Below are 18,674 nucleotides of genomic sequence, written 5' to 3' on the forward strand. Positions count from 1 at the left end.
TATTTACCGCAATTTATTCTGAGCGTCAAACGAGAAAATCCAATATCAGTGTGCTTTGGTGGTGTTTTTGTTTGGCTTGTGCTGTTTTTTTCTTTCATGTTGGATGTATCGACTGATTGGTGGTTTTGTACTGGCGGGTTAGTTTATCGATTGGCTTATGTATAGGTTAAAACTTTGTAGTAAATATTTTTGTCGGAACGATTCATCAACTAAATCGAATGTATGGGCAAATTAATTAATCAATCGATTAAATAGTGAGTAATTAATGTTCTACTACTGTGTTGATTTATCCCTATAATTAATCGTGTGATTAATTATAGGGATAGGTCTCAATGATGGCAGCGCGTAAAGCAGGGCGACCTCAACAAAACCTTGATGTCAGGCAGCTACTCATCGAGCATGCTCGAGATCTGTTCGTTATTCAACCTTACGATAAAGTTTCGACACGTTTAATTGCAGAGCGTGCTGGAGTAAACATTGCGATGATCCGCTACTACTTTGGTAATAAAGCCGGATTGTTTGAAGCGATGCTGCGTGAAACGCTACGTCCGATGCAAATACAGATGCAGAAGTTGGTGGCAGAGAGCAGCCATGAGAACTTTCTTGATTTAATGCGAACTTATTATAAAGAGATGGTTAAGGTGCCTAAGTTTCCTCGCTTGATTGCCCAGGTGATGAATATGCCTCCCTCAGAGGTTCAAAGAGAGTTGTTAGAAAAAGTATTTCAGGATGTGGCTAAGCCTGCCCAAGATGTCATCTTTGAAAAGTTAGTCGAGCAGGGGATATTGAAGAAGAACATGGATCCAAAACTGTGTCGCGTTTCGTACATTAGCCTAATGGTATTTCCTTTTATTGCACCGCCACCTTTGTTAGCGATCCATGGTATTGAGCTTAACGAAGCCTTTCTTAATCGTTTAATCGAACACAACATTCAATTGATGACCGAAGGCTTTATCAATGTATCTAGCGCTACTCCCTTGCAGGAATCAAGATAATGAAAATAAGTAAAAAACTCCTCTTTTTTCCAGCACTAGCGGTTGGTGTTATTGGTTTGGTGGTTGCGATTAATTTTAAGCTTGATCTGCCGACTAAACCCGCGGGAGATAGGGCTCGTTTAGTCGAAACGGTCAGCTTAGAACAACAAATGATCGCGCCGTTGGCGGTGGGCTTTGGCAGAGTGGTGCCTAAAGTCGAATGGAAAGCGATTGCTGAGGTGACAGGACAAATAGTCTATCGACATCCAGATCTTGAAAAAGGACAGGTGATCCCTGCAGGAACGGTCGTGCTCAAGGTTGATCCATTGGATTACGAATTGAAACTGATACAAGCAGAGGCGGATCTAAAATCAAGCCAAACCTCATTAGCGAAATTGAATCAAGAAGAAGATAACCTTAATCAGACTCTTAAGATCGAAAAGAATCGCTTAGTGATCAGCAATAAAGAGCTACAACGTAAACAAGATCTGCGTAAGAAAGGGCTGACTTCTCAATCGGATGTCGACCTGCAACAACAAAGCGCACTCTCTCAACAGAAGTTGGTTTTAGATATACAGAATCAAATCGCTTTAATGCCAGATGAAAAGCGCGTCGCGGAAGCGGTGATTAAGGTCAATGTATCTAAAGTGAAAGAGGCGCAACGTTCTTTGGATAAAACGACCATCACTTTGCCAAGAGCCATGAGAATCGCTCAGGTTGATATTGAACAAAACCAAGTGGTTAATCTTCAGCAAGAGATGTTTGTTGCTCATGGGATTGACGTTATGGAAGTTGAGGCACAACTCTCTATTCACGATATGCAAACTTTAGCCTCAAGCTTTACTCAATTCCCTCGCGATGCTGCAGGCATACCGAACCCTTACCAAGCGCCGATTAAAGCGACGATCCAGATGAACAGTGGCAGCTTGAATCTGAGCTGGCCAGCGAAGGTCGCAAGAATCAGTGAAACCGTTGATGAACACCAAGCCACCGCGGGGATCATTCTTGAAATCAATCAAGATTATTCAGCCTTACAGCCAAGCAGTGCCACTCCGTTGGTGAATGGCATGTTCGTCAAAGCGGAGATTGAAGGTATGGCGAACCTGAGTTGGGTTGTGCCTGAGCGTGCTTTGCATGGCGATAAGGTTTATCTGATGAATGACAGCCAGCGTCTGCAAGTGGTGAGTGTTGAAGTGCTGTATCGCAGAGATAACCAAGTGGTTGTGAGTGGCGAACTACAAGCCGGAGACAAGCTGATTCTTAATGATGTTCTGCCTGCTATTGAAGGTATGTTATTGAAAGAGTCTCGCTCAAATGATGATGAGCTTTCCGCTGATACTGAGGAGATCGCCTCATGATCAAGTTCTTCTCTAGGCACCCAACAGCAGCCAATTTGTTGATGCTTGGGTTGCTGATCATGGGTTTGGCTTCTTTGTCTACCATCAAGCGTGAAACCTTCCCCGCGTATGATCCACCTTATATTATGGCGGCGATCGTTTACCCCGGCGCTTCGCCACAAGAAGTAGAAGAGAGCTTGTGTGTAAGAATGGAAGACGCGGTCGATGGATTAGCTAACATTGAAGAGACTCAGTGTGAAGCGATCGAAGGCAGTGCGCGTTTAATCCTCAAGTTGAATGAGAAAGCAGATATCGGGCGAATGCTGGTGGACGTGCAAACTCAGATCAACTCGATCAATGATTTCCCAACTGAGATTGAATCGCCTGTTGTTCAAGAGCTAGATTGGAACGAACCGGTTGTTGATATCGCTATAACAGCTGAAACGTCATGGCCAGAACTTAAGGCCTACGCGGAAAATCTTAAGCGCACCATGAAGCTTGATTACGATGTCTCATTAGTTGAAGTCAGTGGCTTTTCCGATCATCAATATCGTGTGGAACTGGATACCCAAGCGATTCGCCAGCTCGGTCTGAGTGTTGGAGATATTGCCGATCAGATTGGTCGTCAGAACGTAAAACTACCGAGTGGTAACGTTGAAACACCAGATAAAAACTTCCTGATTCGTTTTGATGAAAGACGTATCACTCCGGTTGAATTAGAGAGTATCGTGGTTGGATCGGCGCCGAATGGCTCTGTGATCCGCTTGAGGGATATTGCCAAGATAACCGATCGCTTTGAACTGGATGAACAGAAGGTTTTGTTTGATGGCAAGCCATCTGCACTACTAAAGATCAGCAAGAACAAGGAAGACGATGCGTTGAGAATCAAAGAGAATGTGACGCGATTCGTGAAAGACCAGAGCGCAATTGCCCCTGATGGCGTGACACTGCAAATGACCAATGATCTCTCGTCTGTACTTTGGGATCGTCTAACCATGATGGTACGCAATGGCTGGCAAGGTATTGTGCTAGTGTTTGCAACTATGTGGCTGTTCTTCAGTTTACGCTATTCATTCTGGGTGGCGGCTGGCTTACCCGTTGCCTTCCTAGGTGGTTTATTCTTAATGGCTAACCTTGGCTTGTCGATCAACATTATGTCGCTGGTCGGCTTGTTGATGGCGATCGGTATTATGATGGATGACGCCATAGTAATAGCCGAATCGATCGCCTCCCATTTAGAGCGGGGACAAAACGTTGATGACGCGGTATACAACGGCGTTAAGAAAGTGCTCCCCGGTGTGTTGTCTTCTTTCCTAACCACAGTCTGTATTTTTGGTAGTTTACTATTTCTTGATGGAGAAATTGGAGCGGTGCTTAAAGCCGTACCTCAAGTGCTTATTTTAGTGCTGTCGTTGAGCTTGATTGAAGCCTTTCTTATTCTGCCAAACCACTTATCTCATTCATTGCATAAAGAAAAAAATGACAAGCCAGCGCTGCGCTTTAAGGTTGTGTTACTTGAGAAATTCGAGAACTTTCGTAATACCACTTTGATGAACATGGTTGAGAAAGTCGTGACCTTCCGTTATGCCTTTATGGGCGGAGTGATTACGCTGTTGTTGCTTTCAGTCGCCTTGATTGCTGGTGGCGTAGTTAAGTTTCAACCTTTCCCAGAGTTGGATGGCGATATTGCCGAGGCGCGTATCATTCTTCCTCCGGGGGCATCACTGTCTCAAACCGAGAGAGTGGTCGACAAAATAGTCGCGTCTGCTGAGCGTTTGAACAAGCAATGGAGCGAAGAGGTCGAAGAAGGCAACACACTGGTTGAGCACATCACCAGCCAATTTAATGCCAACGCTGATGCCAATGAATCAGGCCCGCACTTAGCCACTGTGCGTTTAGATTTGCGTGGTGCAGAGAGCCGTAACACGGTTATCGATGACTTCATTGATGCATGGCGCGAAGACATTGGTAACTTGGCAGATCCTATCTCGTTAGTGTTCAAGCAACCTACAATGGGGCCGGGCGGTCGTGCTATTGAAATTCGAGCCAAACATGATGACCTGAGTGCGTTGAAATCGGCTTCTTTGGATATTCAGGAATACCTCAATCAGTTCGATGGGGTGCACGGTGTGCTGGATGACATGCGCATGGGTAAAGAAGAGATCTTGGTGAAGCTGCGTCCAGGTGCTGAGACTTACAACGTGAATGGGCAGATGATCGCTTCCCAATTGCGTGCGGCTTTCTTTGGGCAAACGGCGGACGAGATTCAAATCGGTGTTGAGAATATCTCGATTGAAGTGCGTCTTGATAAGGAGCAAGCGGGCGACATACAGCAGCTAGCTAACTTCCCAATCATTACCGCAGATGGTAGTCAGATCCCGCTAGCAACGTTGGCGACATTAGATTTCCAACGTAACTACGTGCGAATTCAACGTATTGATGGGCTGAGAACCATCAGTATCTTTGGTGATATAGATAATAAGAAAGCGAGCTCTTCCGCGATTTTGGCTCAGTTCCAAAAAGAAGAAGCGGCTAAGCTCAGTCAAAAATACCCGGGCTTACGTTTTGATTTCGAAGGCGAAGCCAAAGATGCAGCTAAGACTGGAGCTTCGATGGGCAAAGGTTTCTTACTTGGCTTATTCGGTGTGTTTGCGATTCTTAGTTATCAATTCCGAAGCTATTTGGAACCTGTTGTTGTTATGTTGGCAATTCCACTGGCTTTTATTGGTGTCGTTGTGGGTCACTGGCTGTTAGGGCACGCGTTAAGTATGCCAAGCATGATGGGCTTTGTGTCGCTCGCTGGGATCGTGGTCAATGATTCCATCTTGTTGGTGCAATACATTCGCCACCATGTCGATGAGGGTGATAGCGTGCATGACTCGGTTGTTAAAGCCAGCCGCGAGCGGTTCCGTGCGGTATTTTTAACGTCAATGACCACAGCAGCTGGTCTATTACCACTATTGACGGAAACCAGCTTGCAGGCTCAGGTTATTCAGCCTTTGGTGATTTCGATTGTGTTCGGGATATTTGCCTCAACTTTGTTGGTGCTGTTTATGATCCCTGCGGCCTATTCGATATTGGCTGATTTTGGTTTGGTTAAGAAGCACGAGCCCCTTTCGCTATAGAGCTTTGAAGCCAGAAAGTAAGCAATAAATGATAAAGCGGCCTAGAGTCGCTTTATTTTTATGATAGATGAGTAAGCCATCCGATACCGCTGAATCAGCTACTTCTCAACCATGGAAAATTTCATTTTAGTTCATTCAAAACGTCACTTAACTGTCATTTGTTGGGCATAACTTGATCCTTAACTGAATAAGGATTGTTAAGGAGATCGTATGCGTACAATCGAACCTATTGTCCGCTGGGATGTGGCATTTTCTATTTTCTGTTTAAAGAGTCGTTATAGCGGACAACATGCAGCACTCAGTAAAGCAGTGTCTCATACTGGAGATGGACACCTTTACGTTTTCATCGCTCTGATTGCATTACTGGCTGATGGCTATACGGGGCGACAGTTTTTAATGGTTGGCTTGGCGGCCTTTGCTATTGAACTGCCTATCTATTGGTTAGCAAAAAATACTCTGAAACGACGCCGACCAGCGGAATTCTCCTCGTTACTTCATTCTCACATTGTGCCGTCAGACAAGTACAGCCTGCCATCAGGGCATGCCGCAGCTGCTTTTGTGATGGCGACCTTAATTGGGCACTTTTATCCAAGTCTATACTTATTTAGCTTGAGCTGGGCTGTCGCGATTGCTGGTTCTCGAGTCTTACTTGGTGTGCACTTTTTAACGGATATATTAATTGGCGCAGCCTTGGGTATTGCTTGTACCAGTCTCGCCATTAACTTCATTTTGTAAGTATTTCGTTGGTAACAACGATGAGTTTGAGTGTTCAAGTTAAAGGAAGATTCATGAAAATCTTATATGGCGTACAAGGCACAGGCAATGGTCATATTGCGCGCGCACGAGCAATGGCAGTGGCTTTTCGTCAACATAATATCGATGTTGATTTTCTCTTTTCAGGGCGTGAAGAGAGTCAGTACTTCTCAATGGAAGCGTTTGGAAACTATCAAACTCGACATGGTTTAACTTTTTACAGTGAGCAGGGGAAGGTTAAATACGGCAAGACATTGATGAAAAATAATATCTGGCGATTTCTCAGTGAGACTAACCAGCTCGATCTGACACCGTATGATTTAGTGCTTAACGATTTTGAGCCTGTGACTGCTTGGGCCGCAAAAAGGCAGCGTGTGCCTTGCATAGGAATAAGTCACCAGAATGCGTTCCGTTATGATGTCCCAAAAGAAGGAGGAAACTGGATAGAACACTCCGTGATCCGACATTTCGCACCAACAGAGCACAGCATTGGGCTGCATTGGTATCACTTTGAACAGCCAATATTACCCCCTATCGTTCACACGTTAGCTCGTCATGAAAAAACGATAGATCGACAACACTTCACTTTGGTCTACTTGCCATTTGAGAATCTGGATGCGATCTCTGAATTACTAATGAAATTCATTTCTCACAATTTTGTCTGTTACCACCCGAGCGTAATTGAGCCTAACCGAATCGAAAATATTGAGTTCAAACCACTCAGTCATACAGGCTTCCAACTCGACCTAAATCGCTGTTCTGGTGTGGTAGCCAATGGTGGGTTTGAATTGCCATCTGAGGCTTTAACGTTAGGCAAGAAATTACTCCTTAAACCGCTCGAAGGGCAGTTCGAACAACAGAGCAATGTGGCGACGCTAGAGGCGCTTGGATTAGCTCAAACAATGAGTTTTTTAGACGCCGCTATCTTACGTGGATGGCTCAGCGAAAAGCAGGCTGAAGTGGTTACTTATCCAGATGTCGCAAATGCGCTCGTTGAATGGATATTGGCGGGAGATTGGTCCCATCAAGATGACTTAAGAAAACAACTTTGGGACAAGGTGGACTTCCCTAGTTATGTCTCGCTCACCTAACTCATAAGTGGTGTTTTTGATTGTACTGGTTAAATAATTCATGACTTCAATGGGTGGTGGAAAATGTAGCCAAACGATAGAACAGCTAAATAAGTAGCAATGATACTCATAAACACAGTATTTTATGTTTTTTTATAATTATTCAATCATTTGATTTTTAAGCACTATTTAATTGTGGAGGTAAAATAAAATTATTCTTTATCAATCTTGTTGTTAGCTCGAGATGTATTGGTTAATAGTAGTGGTAATTCGAAAAATATCGATATGATAAATATAAGAACTGGTGGTTATCTATTCCCACACTATTACCAATTTAACGCTGTCGAACTGACCAGAGGCAATTTGAATGTTAGAGAAAAAAGACGCAATGAGTGCAATTGCAAGCTACAGAATGGAAAGCACACTTCGTGGAGTAGATTTAAACCTTTTGACTGTATTTGATGCCGTAATGCAAGAGCAAAACATTACGCGTGCAGCTCATAACCTGGGAATGTCTCAGCCTGCTGTAAGTAATGCGGTTGCTCGCCTAAAAGTGATGTTTAACGACGAACTATTCATGCGCCAAGGTCGTGGTATTCAACCGACTCAACGTGCTCGTCAATTGTTTGGCCCAATCCGTCAAGCGCTGCAGTTAGTGCGCAATGAATTACCAAGCTCGGTATTCACTCCAGAATCGTCTTCTCGTTTGTTTAAACTGGCAATTTGTAGCCCTTGTGATATGCGTTTTGCTCCTAAGATCATGTCGAGAATCCATGGACAAGCGCCTAGCGTTAAATTGCACATGGATGCCGAATTTGATCGTCAGCTCTCTGAGCGTATGCGTTACCAAGAAATCGACTTCGTGATTGATTACGCTCGTTTTGATGAGCAGGGCTTCTCAAGTACTGAAATCTTCCAGGATGAGTTGGTTGTTGTTGCATCTGTTTCTCACCCTCGTATTAAAGGTGAAGTAACAGCGGCTGAGTTACTTAATGAAAAGCACGCTAAACTGTCTCGTATTCATGGTCAACGTAGCTTCTCAGAGCAAGCGTACCGTGACCTAAATTGTATGCCTTTTTACGAAGGTACGAGCTTGAGTAACGTTCTATATGTTGTTGGTCAATCGGAACTTGTCACGATTGCTCCACGCTGGATGGTTGAACATGCAGCGAATAAAGAGCAGCTGCAGATCCTAGACTTCCCATTCAATAATGCAGCGATTTCTGGCTTCCTTAGCTGGCATGAGTCAAGTGAGAAAGACAAAGGACACATTTGGTTACGAGATCAGTTAATGATGATCTGTGGCGAAGTCGTGGCACTTAACTAGCATTAATGCCTATGATTTATCAGCCTTAAGCTAGGAGTCTGGCTTGGGGCTTTTTTGTACCTACTATTTTTTGTTGATAGGGCTTATGTTAACAGTGAGCTTATGTTGATAGAAAACTTAGCGTGAGACGTACTATTACTGATAACTTTGAGCTTCATCAGTTGCCTTTTCCATGATCAGAGGTACACTTGTGCGCTCAAAAAAGCTTACAGGTGTAAGCCAAAGGTAAAGAGATGGCCAATTTAGATTTTCATATCGTAAAAAGACTGCGTGACCAAGTAGCCCAAGGCGGCAACCGTATAGCTTTGAAGCATAAAGTAGACAATGTATGGCAAGGTATTAGCTGGGAACTGTTTGGACAACAAATCGATACGCTTTCATTAGCACTATTGGCTCAAGGACTGAGAGTTCAAGATAAGATCGGTATCTATTCAAACAATATGCCTCAGTGGACAGTGGCAGATTTTGCCTCTTTACAAGCCCGTCTTGTGACCGTTCCGATTTATCCAACCAACACCGCGGCGCAATCTTCTTACATTATCCAAAATGCGGATGTGAAGATCTTATTTGTTGGCGAACAAGTTCAGTTTGATGCGGCAGTGAAGCTCTTTGATGAATGTGAACAACTTGAAGTCGTTGTTGCTATGTCTGACGATATCGACCTTCAAGACCACAGCTTTGCTGTCTCTTGGAAAGAGTTTATGGCTCGTGGTGTAGAATCACAGCAAGCTGAACTTGATACTCGTCTTGCCGATGCAAGCATGGACGACTTATTGACCCTTATTTATACCTCTGGTACCACTGGCCAACCAAAAGGCGTAATGCTTGATTACACCAACATTGGCTACCAACTAGAAGGCCACGATGAGCGTCTTAGTTTAACGAAAGACGATGTCTCATTGTGTTTCTTACCTTTATCTCACGTATTTGAGCGCGCTTGGACTTTCTATGTCCTTTATAAAGGCGCAACCAACTGTTACCTGCAAGACACCATGCAAGTTCGTGATGCGTTGAGCGACGTTAAACCAACGGTTATGTCTGCGGTTCCTCGCTTCTACGAGAAGATCTTTTCAGCGATTCACGAGAAGGTATCCAAAGCACCGTTTATCCGTAAAGTGCTCTTTACTTGGGCGGTGAACATGGGGGCTAAGCTCTCTGTTTGTCACCAAGAAGGTCGTACGCCATCGTTGCTCCTTAAGAAGAGCCATGCGCTAGCCGATAAGCTTGTGCTATCGAAACTACGCGCATTGCTAGGTGGCAACATCAATTTCATGCCATGTGGCGGTGCGAAGCTGGATGAGACGATTGGTCGCTTCTTCCATGCCATCGGTATCAACGTGAAACTTGGCTACGGCATGACAGAAACCACGGCTACAGTATCGTGTTGGGATGATCGTTGCTTTAACCCTGACTCTATTGGTATGTCTATGCCGGGCGCAGAAGTAAAAATTGGTGCTAAGAACGAGATTTTAGTGCGTGGACCAATGGTGATGCGCGGTTACTATAAAATGCCAGAAGAAACGGCAAATACTTTTGACGAGCACGGCTTCCTGAAAACGGGTGATGCGGGCCATTTTGATGAAAACGGTAACCTGTTCATTACCGATCGCATCAAAGAGTTGATGAAGACCTCTGGCGGTAAGTATATTGCCCCACAAGTGGTTGAAGGCGCGATTGGTAAAGATCACTTTATTGAACAGATTGCTGTTATTGCTGATACACGCAAATTTGTTTCTGCATTGATTGTGCCTTGTTATGACTCGCTAGAAGAGTACGCCAAAGAGCTTAATATCAAATATCACGACCGCGTTGAGCTGGTTAAGCATCACCAAATCGTCGAGATGCTAGAGAAGCGTGTGAATGACCTGCAACAAGAACTGGCTAAGTTTGAGCAAGTGAAGAAATTCAAACTACTGCCAAAAGCGTTTTCTATGGATGATGGCGAGCTGACGCCAACTCAGAAATTGCGTCGTAAGGTTATCAATGATAAGTATCAAGACGAAATCGAAGAAATGTACACTGAAAAGCCGAAAGATAAGTAGTTTTCTACTTAGATAAATTTTCAGTTGTTTAAAAATCCCCCTACGAATGTGATTGCATTTTTAGGGGGATTTTTGGATCTATAGCCTCAGTATAATGTGCGAAAGCGCACACCAATAAGGTTGTCATTTATCGATAAATAGCGATCTTTTTAAATATTAAGTGCTTTTTTTTTATTATCAATGAGTGTTTTAAACTGATTGTTGAGCTTGGTTTGGATTTTATTTGTTGTTTTCAGCTAATAGTTGGTTTTTTGGCATAATTGACGAATAACAGCGGTTAGACCCGATGATAATAAAGCGTTAAAGTTGTTTCGTATTACTGTTTGTTGTTATCACGATAGACAGACATAGCCGAAAAAGTGGAAGTATTTCGAATTAGGCTACGAATAAGCCCTAGACTATGAAAAACCAGCCCAACATGTTCACCAAATATGATTGGAAACTGGTGAGGAGAGCAATATGACAACAAAACCTGAAACAGCCATGTTATCCGGAGCTGAGATGGTGGTGCAGTCTCTAATTGAAGAGGGTGTAGAACAAATCTTTGGTTACCCAGGTGGTTCTGTACTTGATATCTATGATGCCCTGCATGCTAAAACTGCTGAAATTAAACACGTATTAGTACGACACGAACAAGCCGCGACCCATATGGCCGATGGTTATACTCGTTCTACCGGTAAACCCGGTGTAGTACTTGTATGTTCTGGTCCTGGCGCAACCAATACCGTTACTGGTATTGCTACGGCCTACATGGACTCAATCCCAATGATCGTTATTTCTGGTAACGTACCAAATAACCTTATTGGTAACGACGCCTTCCAAGAGTGTGACATCGTGGGTGTATCCCGTCCGATTGTTAAACACAGCTTTTTAGTAAAGAAAGCGGAAGACATTCCAGACGTCGTTAAAAAAGCATTCTATATTTCAACGACAGGACGTCCTGGTCCTGTGGTTATCGATTTGCCAAAAGATATCCTAAATCCACAAATCAAACTTCCTTATGAATACCCAGAAACCATCAAAATGCGTTCGTACAATCCAACGCTTACTGGGCATAAAGGACAGATCAAGAAGGCATTAAAGGCACTTCTTGAAGCGAAAAAACCGGTACTTTACGTCGGTGGTGGTGCTGTTATTTCTGAGGCAGATAAGCCGCTGTTAAAATTAGCAGAGGCACTGAATTTACCTGTGGTAAGCACCCTAATGGGGCTTGGCGCTTTCCCTGGCACTCATAAGAACTCTTTGGGTATGTTGGGCATGCATGGTTTGTATGAAGCCAATATGGCGATGCACAATGCCGACTTGATCTTTGGTATTGGCGTACGTTTCGATGATCGAACGACCAATAACCTAGATAAGTACTGCCCGGATGCGAAGATCATGCACATTGATATCGACCCATCTTCAATCTCTAAGAACGTAAAAGTGGATCTGCCGATTGTAGGTTCAGCTGAAAAAGTTCTGGAGAGCATGGTGAACTTGCTTGTTGAGCAAGGCGGCACTAATGATGCAGAAGCGATGGAAAGCTGGTGGAGTGAAATCAAGCAGTGGCAAGAGCGTGATTGTCTAGCTTACGAGAAATCGTCTGAGCGAATCAAGCCTCAACAAGTTATTGAAACACTGCATAAAGTAACCAATGGCGATGCCTATGTTGCTTCTGATGTAGGTCAACACCAAATGTTTGCTGCTTTGTACTACCCGTTTAACAAGCCACGTCGTTGGATTAACTCTGGTGGTCTAGGCACAATGGGCTTTGGCCTGCCTGCTGGTATGGGCGTTAAGTTCGCTAAACCAGACGAAGAAGTGGTTGTAGTAACCGGTGACGGCAGCATTCAAATGAATATCCAAGAGCTGTCGACTGCGCTGCAATACAATATCCCGGTTAAGATTATTAACCTTAATAACCGTTTCCTAGGCATGGTAAAACAGTGGCAAGACATTGTTTATCAAGGCCGTTACTCTAACTCATATATGGACTCTGTTCCTGATTTTGCTGCTATCGCTGAGGCTTATGGCCACGTTGGTATGCGCATTTCATCTCCGGATGAACTGGAATCAGGTCTGGAAAAAGCACTGGCGATGAAAGACCGTTTGGTATTTGTCGATATCAGTGTCGATGACACCGAGCACGTATACCCAATGCAGATCAAAGGCGAGGGTATGGATAATATGTGGCTAAGCAAAACGGAGAGAACATAATATGAGACACATCCTTTCACTATTAATGGAAAACCAACCTGGTGCACTTTCTCGTGTGGTTGGCTTGTTTTCTCAGCGTGGCTACAACATCGAGTCTTTGAACGTATCTCCAACCGATGATCCGACGCTGTCTCGTTTGAACGTAACCACTAACTCGAGCGAAATGCAGCTTGAGCAGATTCAGAAACAGCTGCATAAGCTAATCGACGTACTTAAAGTACAAGAAGTGTCTGAACTTGAGCACATTGAACGCGAACTGTTGATGGTAAAAGTACGTGCGAGCGGCTTTGCTCGTGCAGAAGTGAAGCGTACCGCTGATATTTTCCGTGGCCAGATTGTGGATGTGACGGCTTCGCAGTATACGGTGCAAATGGCCGGTACCAGTGAGAAGCTGGATGCTTTCATTCAGGCGTTGTCTGAAGTAACGGAAGTACTTGAAGTGGCTCGCAGTGGGGTTGTTGGCATCGCACGTGGTGAACGAGCGTTAAAAGCATAAACAAGAATTATTTAAGAGATAATGTTAAAGCCGCTTTTTTAAGCGGCTTTTATTTTGTCAACTTTGTCACTTTTCTATCTGAACAAAGCAAGATACTGCTGTTATTCCATGTACCTTGCCCCTTTCTAAGCAGCTCTAAAGTAAGAGCAAGAGCCAGTTGCGCCTCCTAATATTTTATTAGGAAGGGTTTTTATCCATATGCTACGGTTTTTGTAGCATTAGACTAAAGTCTAATGCTGATGATAATTTGAGCTAAACTGAAAAATAAGGAAACGAGCTTGCTTCACATTGCACCGTATTAAATGGTGCAACAAATTAGAGTGTTTATTAGATGTAAGAGGACGACACTGGTAACTTAGTTTAACTAGTTAGCTATATTTATCAACAACTTGAAAGGTAGCTTTCGAATTAGGCGAGTTGGAGCAAGAGTTTGAGGATCATACTGTCTGGTTAAAAGAGGCGTGGTATGTTTGTCGATTTTTTAGTGAGGTTAACCATAGGCATATTAGTCATTCTTGGCTTTCAACTGAGTGCACTGTACTTTTTACCTATGGTTGTGCTACTCAATACACATCATAAAGAGTTTTTTGGGTGGTAGTTCAGTCGTTATGCTGGATGCAAAAAAAACGGAGCTATCAGGCTCCGTTTTTATATTTTATGCGAATCGGTCCATTCTTATAGAACGTGAACAGATGCCGTGTTTGTAGTACCAGAAGCTACTAGAGCACCAGAAACCATAACTACGATATCGCCTTTGTTACCTAGGCCAGATTGTAGAGCGATTTCTTTACCGTTGATGTAGAACGCGTCTGTGTTCTCGATAGAGTCAACAAGAACTGGCTTAACACCTTTAGTAAGAACTAGCTGTGCAGCTGTCTTTTCGTTCGTTGTTAGAGCAAGGATGTTTGCAGTTGGGAAGTACTTACGTACTGAACGTGCAGACTTACCGCCTTCAGTTGCAACAACGATTAGAGGAGCAGCTAGCTTCTCAGCTGTGTCTACAGCGCCTTTACATACTGCTTCAGTGATGCGTAGACGTGGGCTGTCTAGACGAGAACCTAGCTCAGCTTTAAGAGCTGAATCAGTACGGTTCGCGATTTGAGCCATGATAGTAACAGCTTCAACTGGGTACTTACCTTTAGCAGTTTCACCAGAAAGCATTACTGCATCAGTACCATCCATGATTGCGTTCGCAACGTCACCCGCTTCAGCACGAGTTGGACGTGGGTTGCTGATCATAGAGTCAAGCATTTGAGTTGCAGTGATAACCATCTTACGTGCACGGTTACACTTCTCGATCATCATCTTCTGAGCGAAGATTACTTCTTCAGCTGGGATTTCAACACCTAGGTCACCACGAGCAACCATGATGCCGTCAGAAGCTTCAAGGATTGAATCGAAGTTATCGACACCTTCTTGGTTTTCAATCTTAGAAATGATATGGATGTTCTCGCCGCCGTTAGCGTTTAGAAGCTCACGGATTTCTTTAACGTCTTCTTCTTTACGGATGAAAGAAGCAGCTACGAAATCAACGCCTTGCTCACAGCCAAACTTAAGGTCAGCTTTGTCTTTCTCAGAAAGAGCTGGAAGTTGAACAGAAACGCCAGGAAGGTTAACACCTTTGTTTTCGCCTAGAGCACCGTTGTTAAGAACTTTACACTTAACTTCAGTTTCTGTTGTTGCGATAACTTCCATTTCGATTAGGCCGTCATCAACAAGGATAGTGTTACCAGCTGTTAGGTCTTTAGCGAAACCTAGGTAAGTTACTGCTACTACGTCTTTGTTACCAACAACTGTTGCGTCAGTTGTGAAAGTGAACTCTTGACCAGCTACTAGATCTACGTCGTTACCATCTTCAAGTTTGATAGTACGGATTTCTGGACCTTTAGTATCTAGAAGGATAGCAAGTTGCTCACCTTTGTTTTCCATTACTGTACGGAAGTTCGCGATACGAGTGCCGTGTTCTGCGAAGTCACCGTGAGAGAAGTTAAGACGCATAACGTTCATGCCAGCATCTACTAGTTCAGTTAGCTTCTCTACAGATTCAGTTTTAGGGCCAATCGTACATACGATTTTGGTCTTTTTCATGGAAGGTACTCTCCGGTAAGTATTGTTACAATTTGAAATTTATTTAAGGTCTGAAGATTGGTCCGCTACATCAACATTTTGTGCCTGTTGTGTAAAAGCGCGGGACTTCCAATATGTCCTTCAGAGTTGTAAGTCTTTCATCAATTTTAGTCATTTTATGACCAAAAGATTTTGATTCAATATCGGTTTTATGTGACTTACCCCACTATATAAGAGGTAAGTTGCAAAAAAATAACAGTCAGTTTTGTAATTTTTTTTCTTTTCGGGTGCGGATTCTACCACCTAATCAGTTCAATATCACTGCTTAACAATTGTCTTAGGACAAGGTTTTATCGCTATTTATTAATTTTTTGGATCAAAATAAATGGACTAAATAGTTTCGTTGTAACTATAATATGTTTCAAATCGAAACTTACTGGCCTTTTTTTAAATGTCGAAACGAAACACTCAGCTCAGAAGACATGCTATTTCTAACCTCGTTAATGAAAAGGGGGAGGTTAGTGTTGATGAACTATCCGCTAAATTCGAAACCTCAGAGGTCACGATTAGAAAGGACTTAGCGTCTTTAGAGAAAAACGGTCAGCTTTTGCGCCGTTATGGTGGTGCGATTTCATTACCGAAAGAGGTTGTGAACGAAGAACTGGGTCCACAAGTTTCGACTCGAAAGATTTCATTAGCGAAAGCCGCTGCAGATTTAATTCGCGACCATAATCGCATTGTGATCGATAGCGGTAGCACGACAGGAGCGCTAATTCAGCAGCTCAATAGCAAGCGTGGTTTGGTTGTGATGACCAACTCGTTGCACGTTGCTAATGCACTTAATGAATTGGAAAGCGAACCAACACTACTAATGACCGGCGGCACTTGGGATACCCATTCGGATTCTTTTCAAGGCAAAGTCGCAGAATCAGTACTTCGAGCTTACGATTTTGATCAACTATTTATCGGGGCTGATGGTATCGACCTTGATAGAGGCACAACCACGTTCAATGAATTGGTTGGCCTAAGTAAAGTAATGGCTGAAGTGTCACGAGAAGTGATCGTGATGGTTGAGTCGGAAAAGGTGGGACGAAAGATCCCGAACTTAGAGCTGGCATGGGAACACATTGACATCTTAATTACCGATACAGACTTAGGCGAAGAATCCAAAGCAAGTATCGAATCACATGATGTTCGAGTGATCCTGACCGATCCAGCGTAAAAACAAATTTAAGTATTATGCATTTACCTTCCTATAATTGATCTTAATAAAGATCTGGCCTTTGCTTGCTGCCAATAGGAATAAAACGAAATTGATGGAGTGAAACTATGTGTGGAATTGTTGGTGCAGTAGCACAGCGTGATGTAGCCGAAATTTTAGTAGAAGGCCTTCGCCGCCTAGAATACCGAGGCTACGATTCAGCGGGTGTCGCTGTAGTTGATAGCGAATCTAACCTAACTCGTGTACGCCGCCTTGGTAAAGTACAAGAGCTAGCAGACGCAGTCGATCAACAACATGTCATTGGCGGTACTGGTATTGCTCATACACGTTGGGCGACACACGGTGAGCCTTCTGAAGCAAACGCACACCCACACATGTCGGGCGACATTGCCGTTGTACACAATGGCATTATCGAAAACCACGAAACACTGCGCGCTCTGCTGCAAGAGCGTGGCTACGTGTTTACTTCACAAACAGATACAGAAGTTATCGCTCATCTTGTTGAGTGGGAACTTCGCACGTCAGCTTCTTTGGTTGAAGCTCTGCAAAAAACAGCGAAACAATTAGACGGTGCATACGGCACTGTGGCGGTTGATCGTAAAGATCCTAGTCGTATCGTTGTTGCTCGTTCTGGTAGCCCAATCGTTATCGGTTTTGGTATGGGCGAGAACTTCCTTGCTTCTGACCAACTAGCGCTATTAAGCGTAACTCGTCGCTTCATGTACCTAGAAGAAGGTGATGTTGCTGAGGTAACTCGTCGTGATGTTACTGTATTTGATGTCGCGGGCGAGCGTGTTGAGCGTGAAATCGTTGAATCAAACGCTGAACACGACGCTGGTGACAAAGGTCAATACCGCCACTTCATGCAGAAAGAGATCTTCGAGCAGCCAACAGCGCTGATCAACACAATGGAAGGTCGCATCTCTGACACTTCTGTAATCATTAATGCAATCGGTGTTAAAGCGGAAGAGATCTTAAGCAAGGTTGAACACGTGCAGATCATCGCATGTGGTACGTCTTACAACTCAGGCATGGCAGCGCGTTACTGGTTTGAATCTCTAGCTGGCGTAAGCTGTGACGTAGAGATTGCTTCTGAATTCCGTTACCGTGATTTCGTTGTTCGTCCGAACAGCCTATTGGTGACTCTGTCTCAATCTGGTGAAACGGCTGATACGCTTGCTGCACTTCGTCTTGCAAAAGAGAAGGGTTACATGTCAGCAATGACTATCTGTAACGTTGCGGGTTCTTCACTGGTTCGTGAATCTGATTTTGCATTCATGACTCGCGCAGGAACAGAGATCGGTGTTGCTTCTACTAAAGCTTTCACAACTCAACTAGCAGCGATGCTGATGATGGTAACGTCAATTGGTCGTCTACAAGGTCGCATCAATGAAGAGAAAGAAGCTGAAATCGTTCAAGCACTTCACCAACTGCCTGCTGATATCGAGAAAGCATTAGCGTTTGATAAAGAGATCGAAGCGCTAGCTCCTGATTTTGCTGATAAGCATCACACACTGTTCTTGGGTCGTGGTGAGTTCTACCCAATCGCGATGGAAGCGTCTCTTAAACTGAAAGAGATCTCTTACATCCACGCAGAAGCATACGCTGCTGGTGAGCTTAAGCACGGTCCTTTGGCTCTTATCGATGCAGATATGCCTGTAGTCGTTATTGCACCAAGCAACGACTTGCTAGAGAAGCTGAAATCGAACGTTGAAGAAGTACGTGCCCGTGGCGGTCTACTTTACGTATTTGCAGACCAAGATGCTGGCTTTGAAAGCGATGAGAACATGAAGATCATCAAGATGCCTCACGTAAATGAAGTAACAGCACCTATCTACTACACAGTACCGATGCAGTTGCTGTCTTACCACGTAGCGCTAATCAAGGGTACCGATGTTGACCAACCTCGTAACCTGGCGAAAGCCGTTACCGTTGAGTAATCGTCAGCTTAGCTAGAAACATAGATGTCGGAAGACAATAAAGTTTGATCATTTACAATAAAGTCTGATCATATACAATAATTATAAATAGTTCGTTACATGTAACTGTAGCTAACCTTCTG

Annotated in this window: 12 protein-coding genes; 11 read left to right on the forward strand and 1 reads right to left on the reverse strand. The window is 43.8% G+C overall.

Annotated elements, in window-relative coordinates:
* Nucleotides 1-335: 335 nt before the first annotated feature.
* The 9 genes from WR49_RS14775 (at nucleotide 336) to ilvN (ending at nucleotide 13,323) form a co-directional block, all read left to right on the forward strand.
* Nucleotides 336-995, forward strand: coding sequence for a TetR/AcrR family transcriptional regulator (locus WR49_RS14775; protein ID WP_029626927.1), 660 nt, complete (start codon nucleotides 336-338; stop codon nucleotides 993-995).
* On the forward strand, nucleotides 995-2,332 hold the full coding sequence (locus WR49_RS14780) for an efflux RND transporter periplasmic adaptor subunit (protein ID WP_046224527.1): 1,338 nt from the start codon (nucleotides 995-997) through the stop codon (nucleotides 2,330-2,332). Before WR49_RS14775 ends, WR49_RS14780 begins: the two co-directional genes overlap by 1 nt.
* Nucleotides 2,329-5,436: an efflux RND transporter permease subunit gene (locus WR49_RS14785; RefSeq protein WP_046224528.1), complete on the forward strand. Its 3,108-nt coding sequence runs from the start codon at nucleotides 2,329-2,331 to the stop codon at nucleotides 5,434-5,436. The genes WR49_RS14780 and WR49_RS14785 overlap by 4 nt, the downstream gene beginning before the upstream one ends.
* Nucleotides 5,437-5,646: 210 nt before the next feature.
* Nucleotides 5,647-6,171 carry a phosphatase PAP2 family protein gene (locus tag WR49_RS14790; protein ID WP_017055987.1) on the forward strand — a complete coding sequence of 175 codons (525 nt, stop codon included), beginning with the start codon at nucleotides 5,647-5,649 and terminating at the stop codon, nucleotides 6,169-6,171.
* A 53-nt stretch (nucleotides 6,172-6,224) separates the two neighbouring features.
* The gene (locus WR49_RS14795) at nucleotides 6,225-7,280 is read left to right on the forward strand and encodes an MJ1255/VC2487 family glycosyltransferase (protein ID WP_046224529.1); all 1,056 of its coding nucleotides are present in this window, start codon (nucleotides 6,225-6,227) and stop codon (nucleotides 7,278-7,280) included.
* Between the two features lie 346 nt (nucleotides 7,281-7,626).
* On the forward strand, nucleotides 7,627-8,586 hold the full coding sequence (gene leuO / locus WR49_RS14800) for a transcriptional regulator LeuO (protein WP_017055989.1): 960 nt from the start codon (nucleotides 7,627-7,629) through the stop codon (nucleotides 8,584-8,586).
* A 233-nt stretch (nucleotides 8,587-8,819) separates the two neighbouring features.
* The gene (locus tag WR49_RS14805) at nucleotides 8,820-10,628 is read left to right on the forward strand and encodes an AMP-dependent synthetase/ligase (RefSeq protein WP_046224530.1); all 1,809 of its coding nucleotides are present in this window, start codon (nucleotides 8,820-8,822) and stop codon (nucleotides 10,626-10,628) included.
* A gap of 459 nt (nucleotides 10,629-11,087) precedes the next feature.
* Nucleotides 11,088-12,827: an acetolactate synthase 3 large subunit gene (locus WR49_RS14810; RefSeq protein WP_046224531.1), complete on the forward strand. Its 1,740-nt coding sequence runs from the start codon at nucleotides 11,088-11,090 to the stop codon at nucleotides 12,825-12,827.
* 1 nt (nucleotide 12,828) lies between these two features.
* The gene (ilvN, locus tag WR49_RS14815; RefSeq protein ID WP_004735875.1) at nucleotides 12,829-13,323 is read left to right on the forward strand and encodes an acetolactate synthase small subunit; all 495 of its coding nucleotides are present in this window, start codon (nucleotides 12,829-12,831) and stop codon (nucleotides 13,321-13,323) included.
* Between the two features lie 675 nt (nucleotides 13,324-13,998).
* Here ilvN and pykF read toward each other — a convergent pair.
* Nucleotides 13,999-15,411 carry a pyruvate kinase PykF gene (gene pykF / locus WR49_RS14825; protein WP_046224532.1) on the reverse strand — a complete coding sequence of 471 codons (1,413 nt, stop codon included), beginning with the start codon at nucleotides 15,409-15,411 and terminating at the stop codon, nucleotides 13,999-14,001.
* 430 nt (nucleotides 15,412-15,841) lie between these two features.
* Here pykF and WR49_RS14830 point away from each other — a divergent pair, with 430 nt between their 5' ends.
* Together WR49_RS14830 and glmS are read left to right on the forward strand one after the other, a co-directional pair.
* On the forward strand, nucleotides 15,842-16,612 hold the full coding sequence (locus WR49_RS14830; protein WP_004736011.1) for a DeoR/GlpR family DNA-binding transcription regulator: 771 nt from the start codon (nucleotides 15,842-15,844) through the stop codon (nucleotides 16,610-16,612).
* A 107-nt stretch (nucleotides 16,613-16,719) separates the two neighbouring features.
* On the forward strand, nucleotides 16,720-18,552 hold the full coding sequence (glmS, locus tag WR49_RS14835) for a glutamine--fructose-6-phosphate transaminase (isomerizing) (protein WP_046224533.1): 1,833 nt from the start codon (nucleotides 16,720-16,722) through the stop codon (nucleotides 18,550-18,552).
* Nucleotides 18,553-18,674 lie beyond the last annotated feature (122 nt).

The sequence above is a fragment of the Vibrio sp. ECSMB14106 genome, assembly GCF_000972265.1.
Lineage (GTDB): Bacteria > Pseudomonadota > Gammaproteobacteria > Enterobacterales > Vibrionaceae > Vibrio > Vibrio kanaloae.

Excerpts from the sequence above, each read along its gene's own strand:
- WR49_RS14780 (WP_046224527.1), top strand. The coding sequence starts at position 995 with ATGAAAATAAGTAAAAAACTCCTCTTTTTTCCAGCACTAGCGGTTGGT.
- WR49_RS14785 (WP_046224528.1), top strand. The coding sequence starts at position 2,329 with ATGATCAAGTTCTTCTCTAGGCACCCAACAGCAGCCAATTTGTTGATG.
- WR49_RS14775 (WP_029626927.1), top strand. The coding sequence starts at position 336 with ATGGCAGCGCGTAAAGCAGGGCGACCTCAACAAAACCTTGATGTCAGG.
- WR49_RS14795 (WP_046224529.1), top strand. The coding sequence starts at position 6,225 with ATGAAAATCTTATATGGCGTACAAGGCACAGGCAATGGTCATATTGCG.
- WR49_RS14810 (WP_046224531.1), top strand. The coding sequence starts at position 11,088 with ATGACAACAAAACCTGAAACAGCCATGTTATCCGGAGCTGAGATGGTG.
- leuO (WP_017055989.1), top strand. The coding sequence starts at position 7,627 with ATGTTAGAGAAAAAAGACGCAATGAGTGCAATTGCAAGCTACAGAATG.
- pykF (WP_046224532.1), bottom strand. The coding sequence starts at position 15,411 with ATGAAAAAGACCAAAATCGTATGTACGATTGGCCCTAAAACTGAATCT.
- WR49_RS14790 (WP_017055987.1), top strand. The coding sequence starts at position 5,647 with ATGCGTACAATCGAACCTATTGTCCGCTGGGATGTGGCATTTTCTATT.
- glmS (WP_046224533.1), top strand. The coding sequence starts at position 16,720 with ATGTGTGGAATTGTTGGTGCAGTAGCACAGCGTGATGTAGCCGAAATT.
- ilvN (WP_004735875.1), top strand. The coding sequence starts at position 12,829 with ATGAGACACATCCTTTCACTATTAATGGAAAACCAACCTGGTGCACTT.
- WR49_RS14805 (WP_046224530.1), top strand. The coding sequence starts at position 8,820 with ATGGCCAATTTAGATTTTCATATCGTAAAAAGACTGCGTGACCAAGTA.
- WR49_RS14830 (WP_004736011.1), top strand. The coding sequence starts at position 15,842 with ATGTCGAAACGAAACACTCAGCTCAGAAGACATGCTATTTCTAACCTC.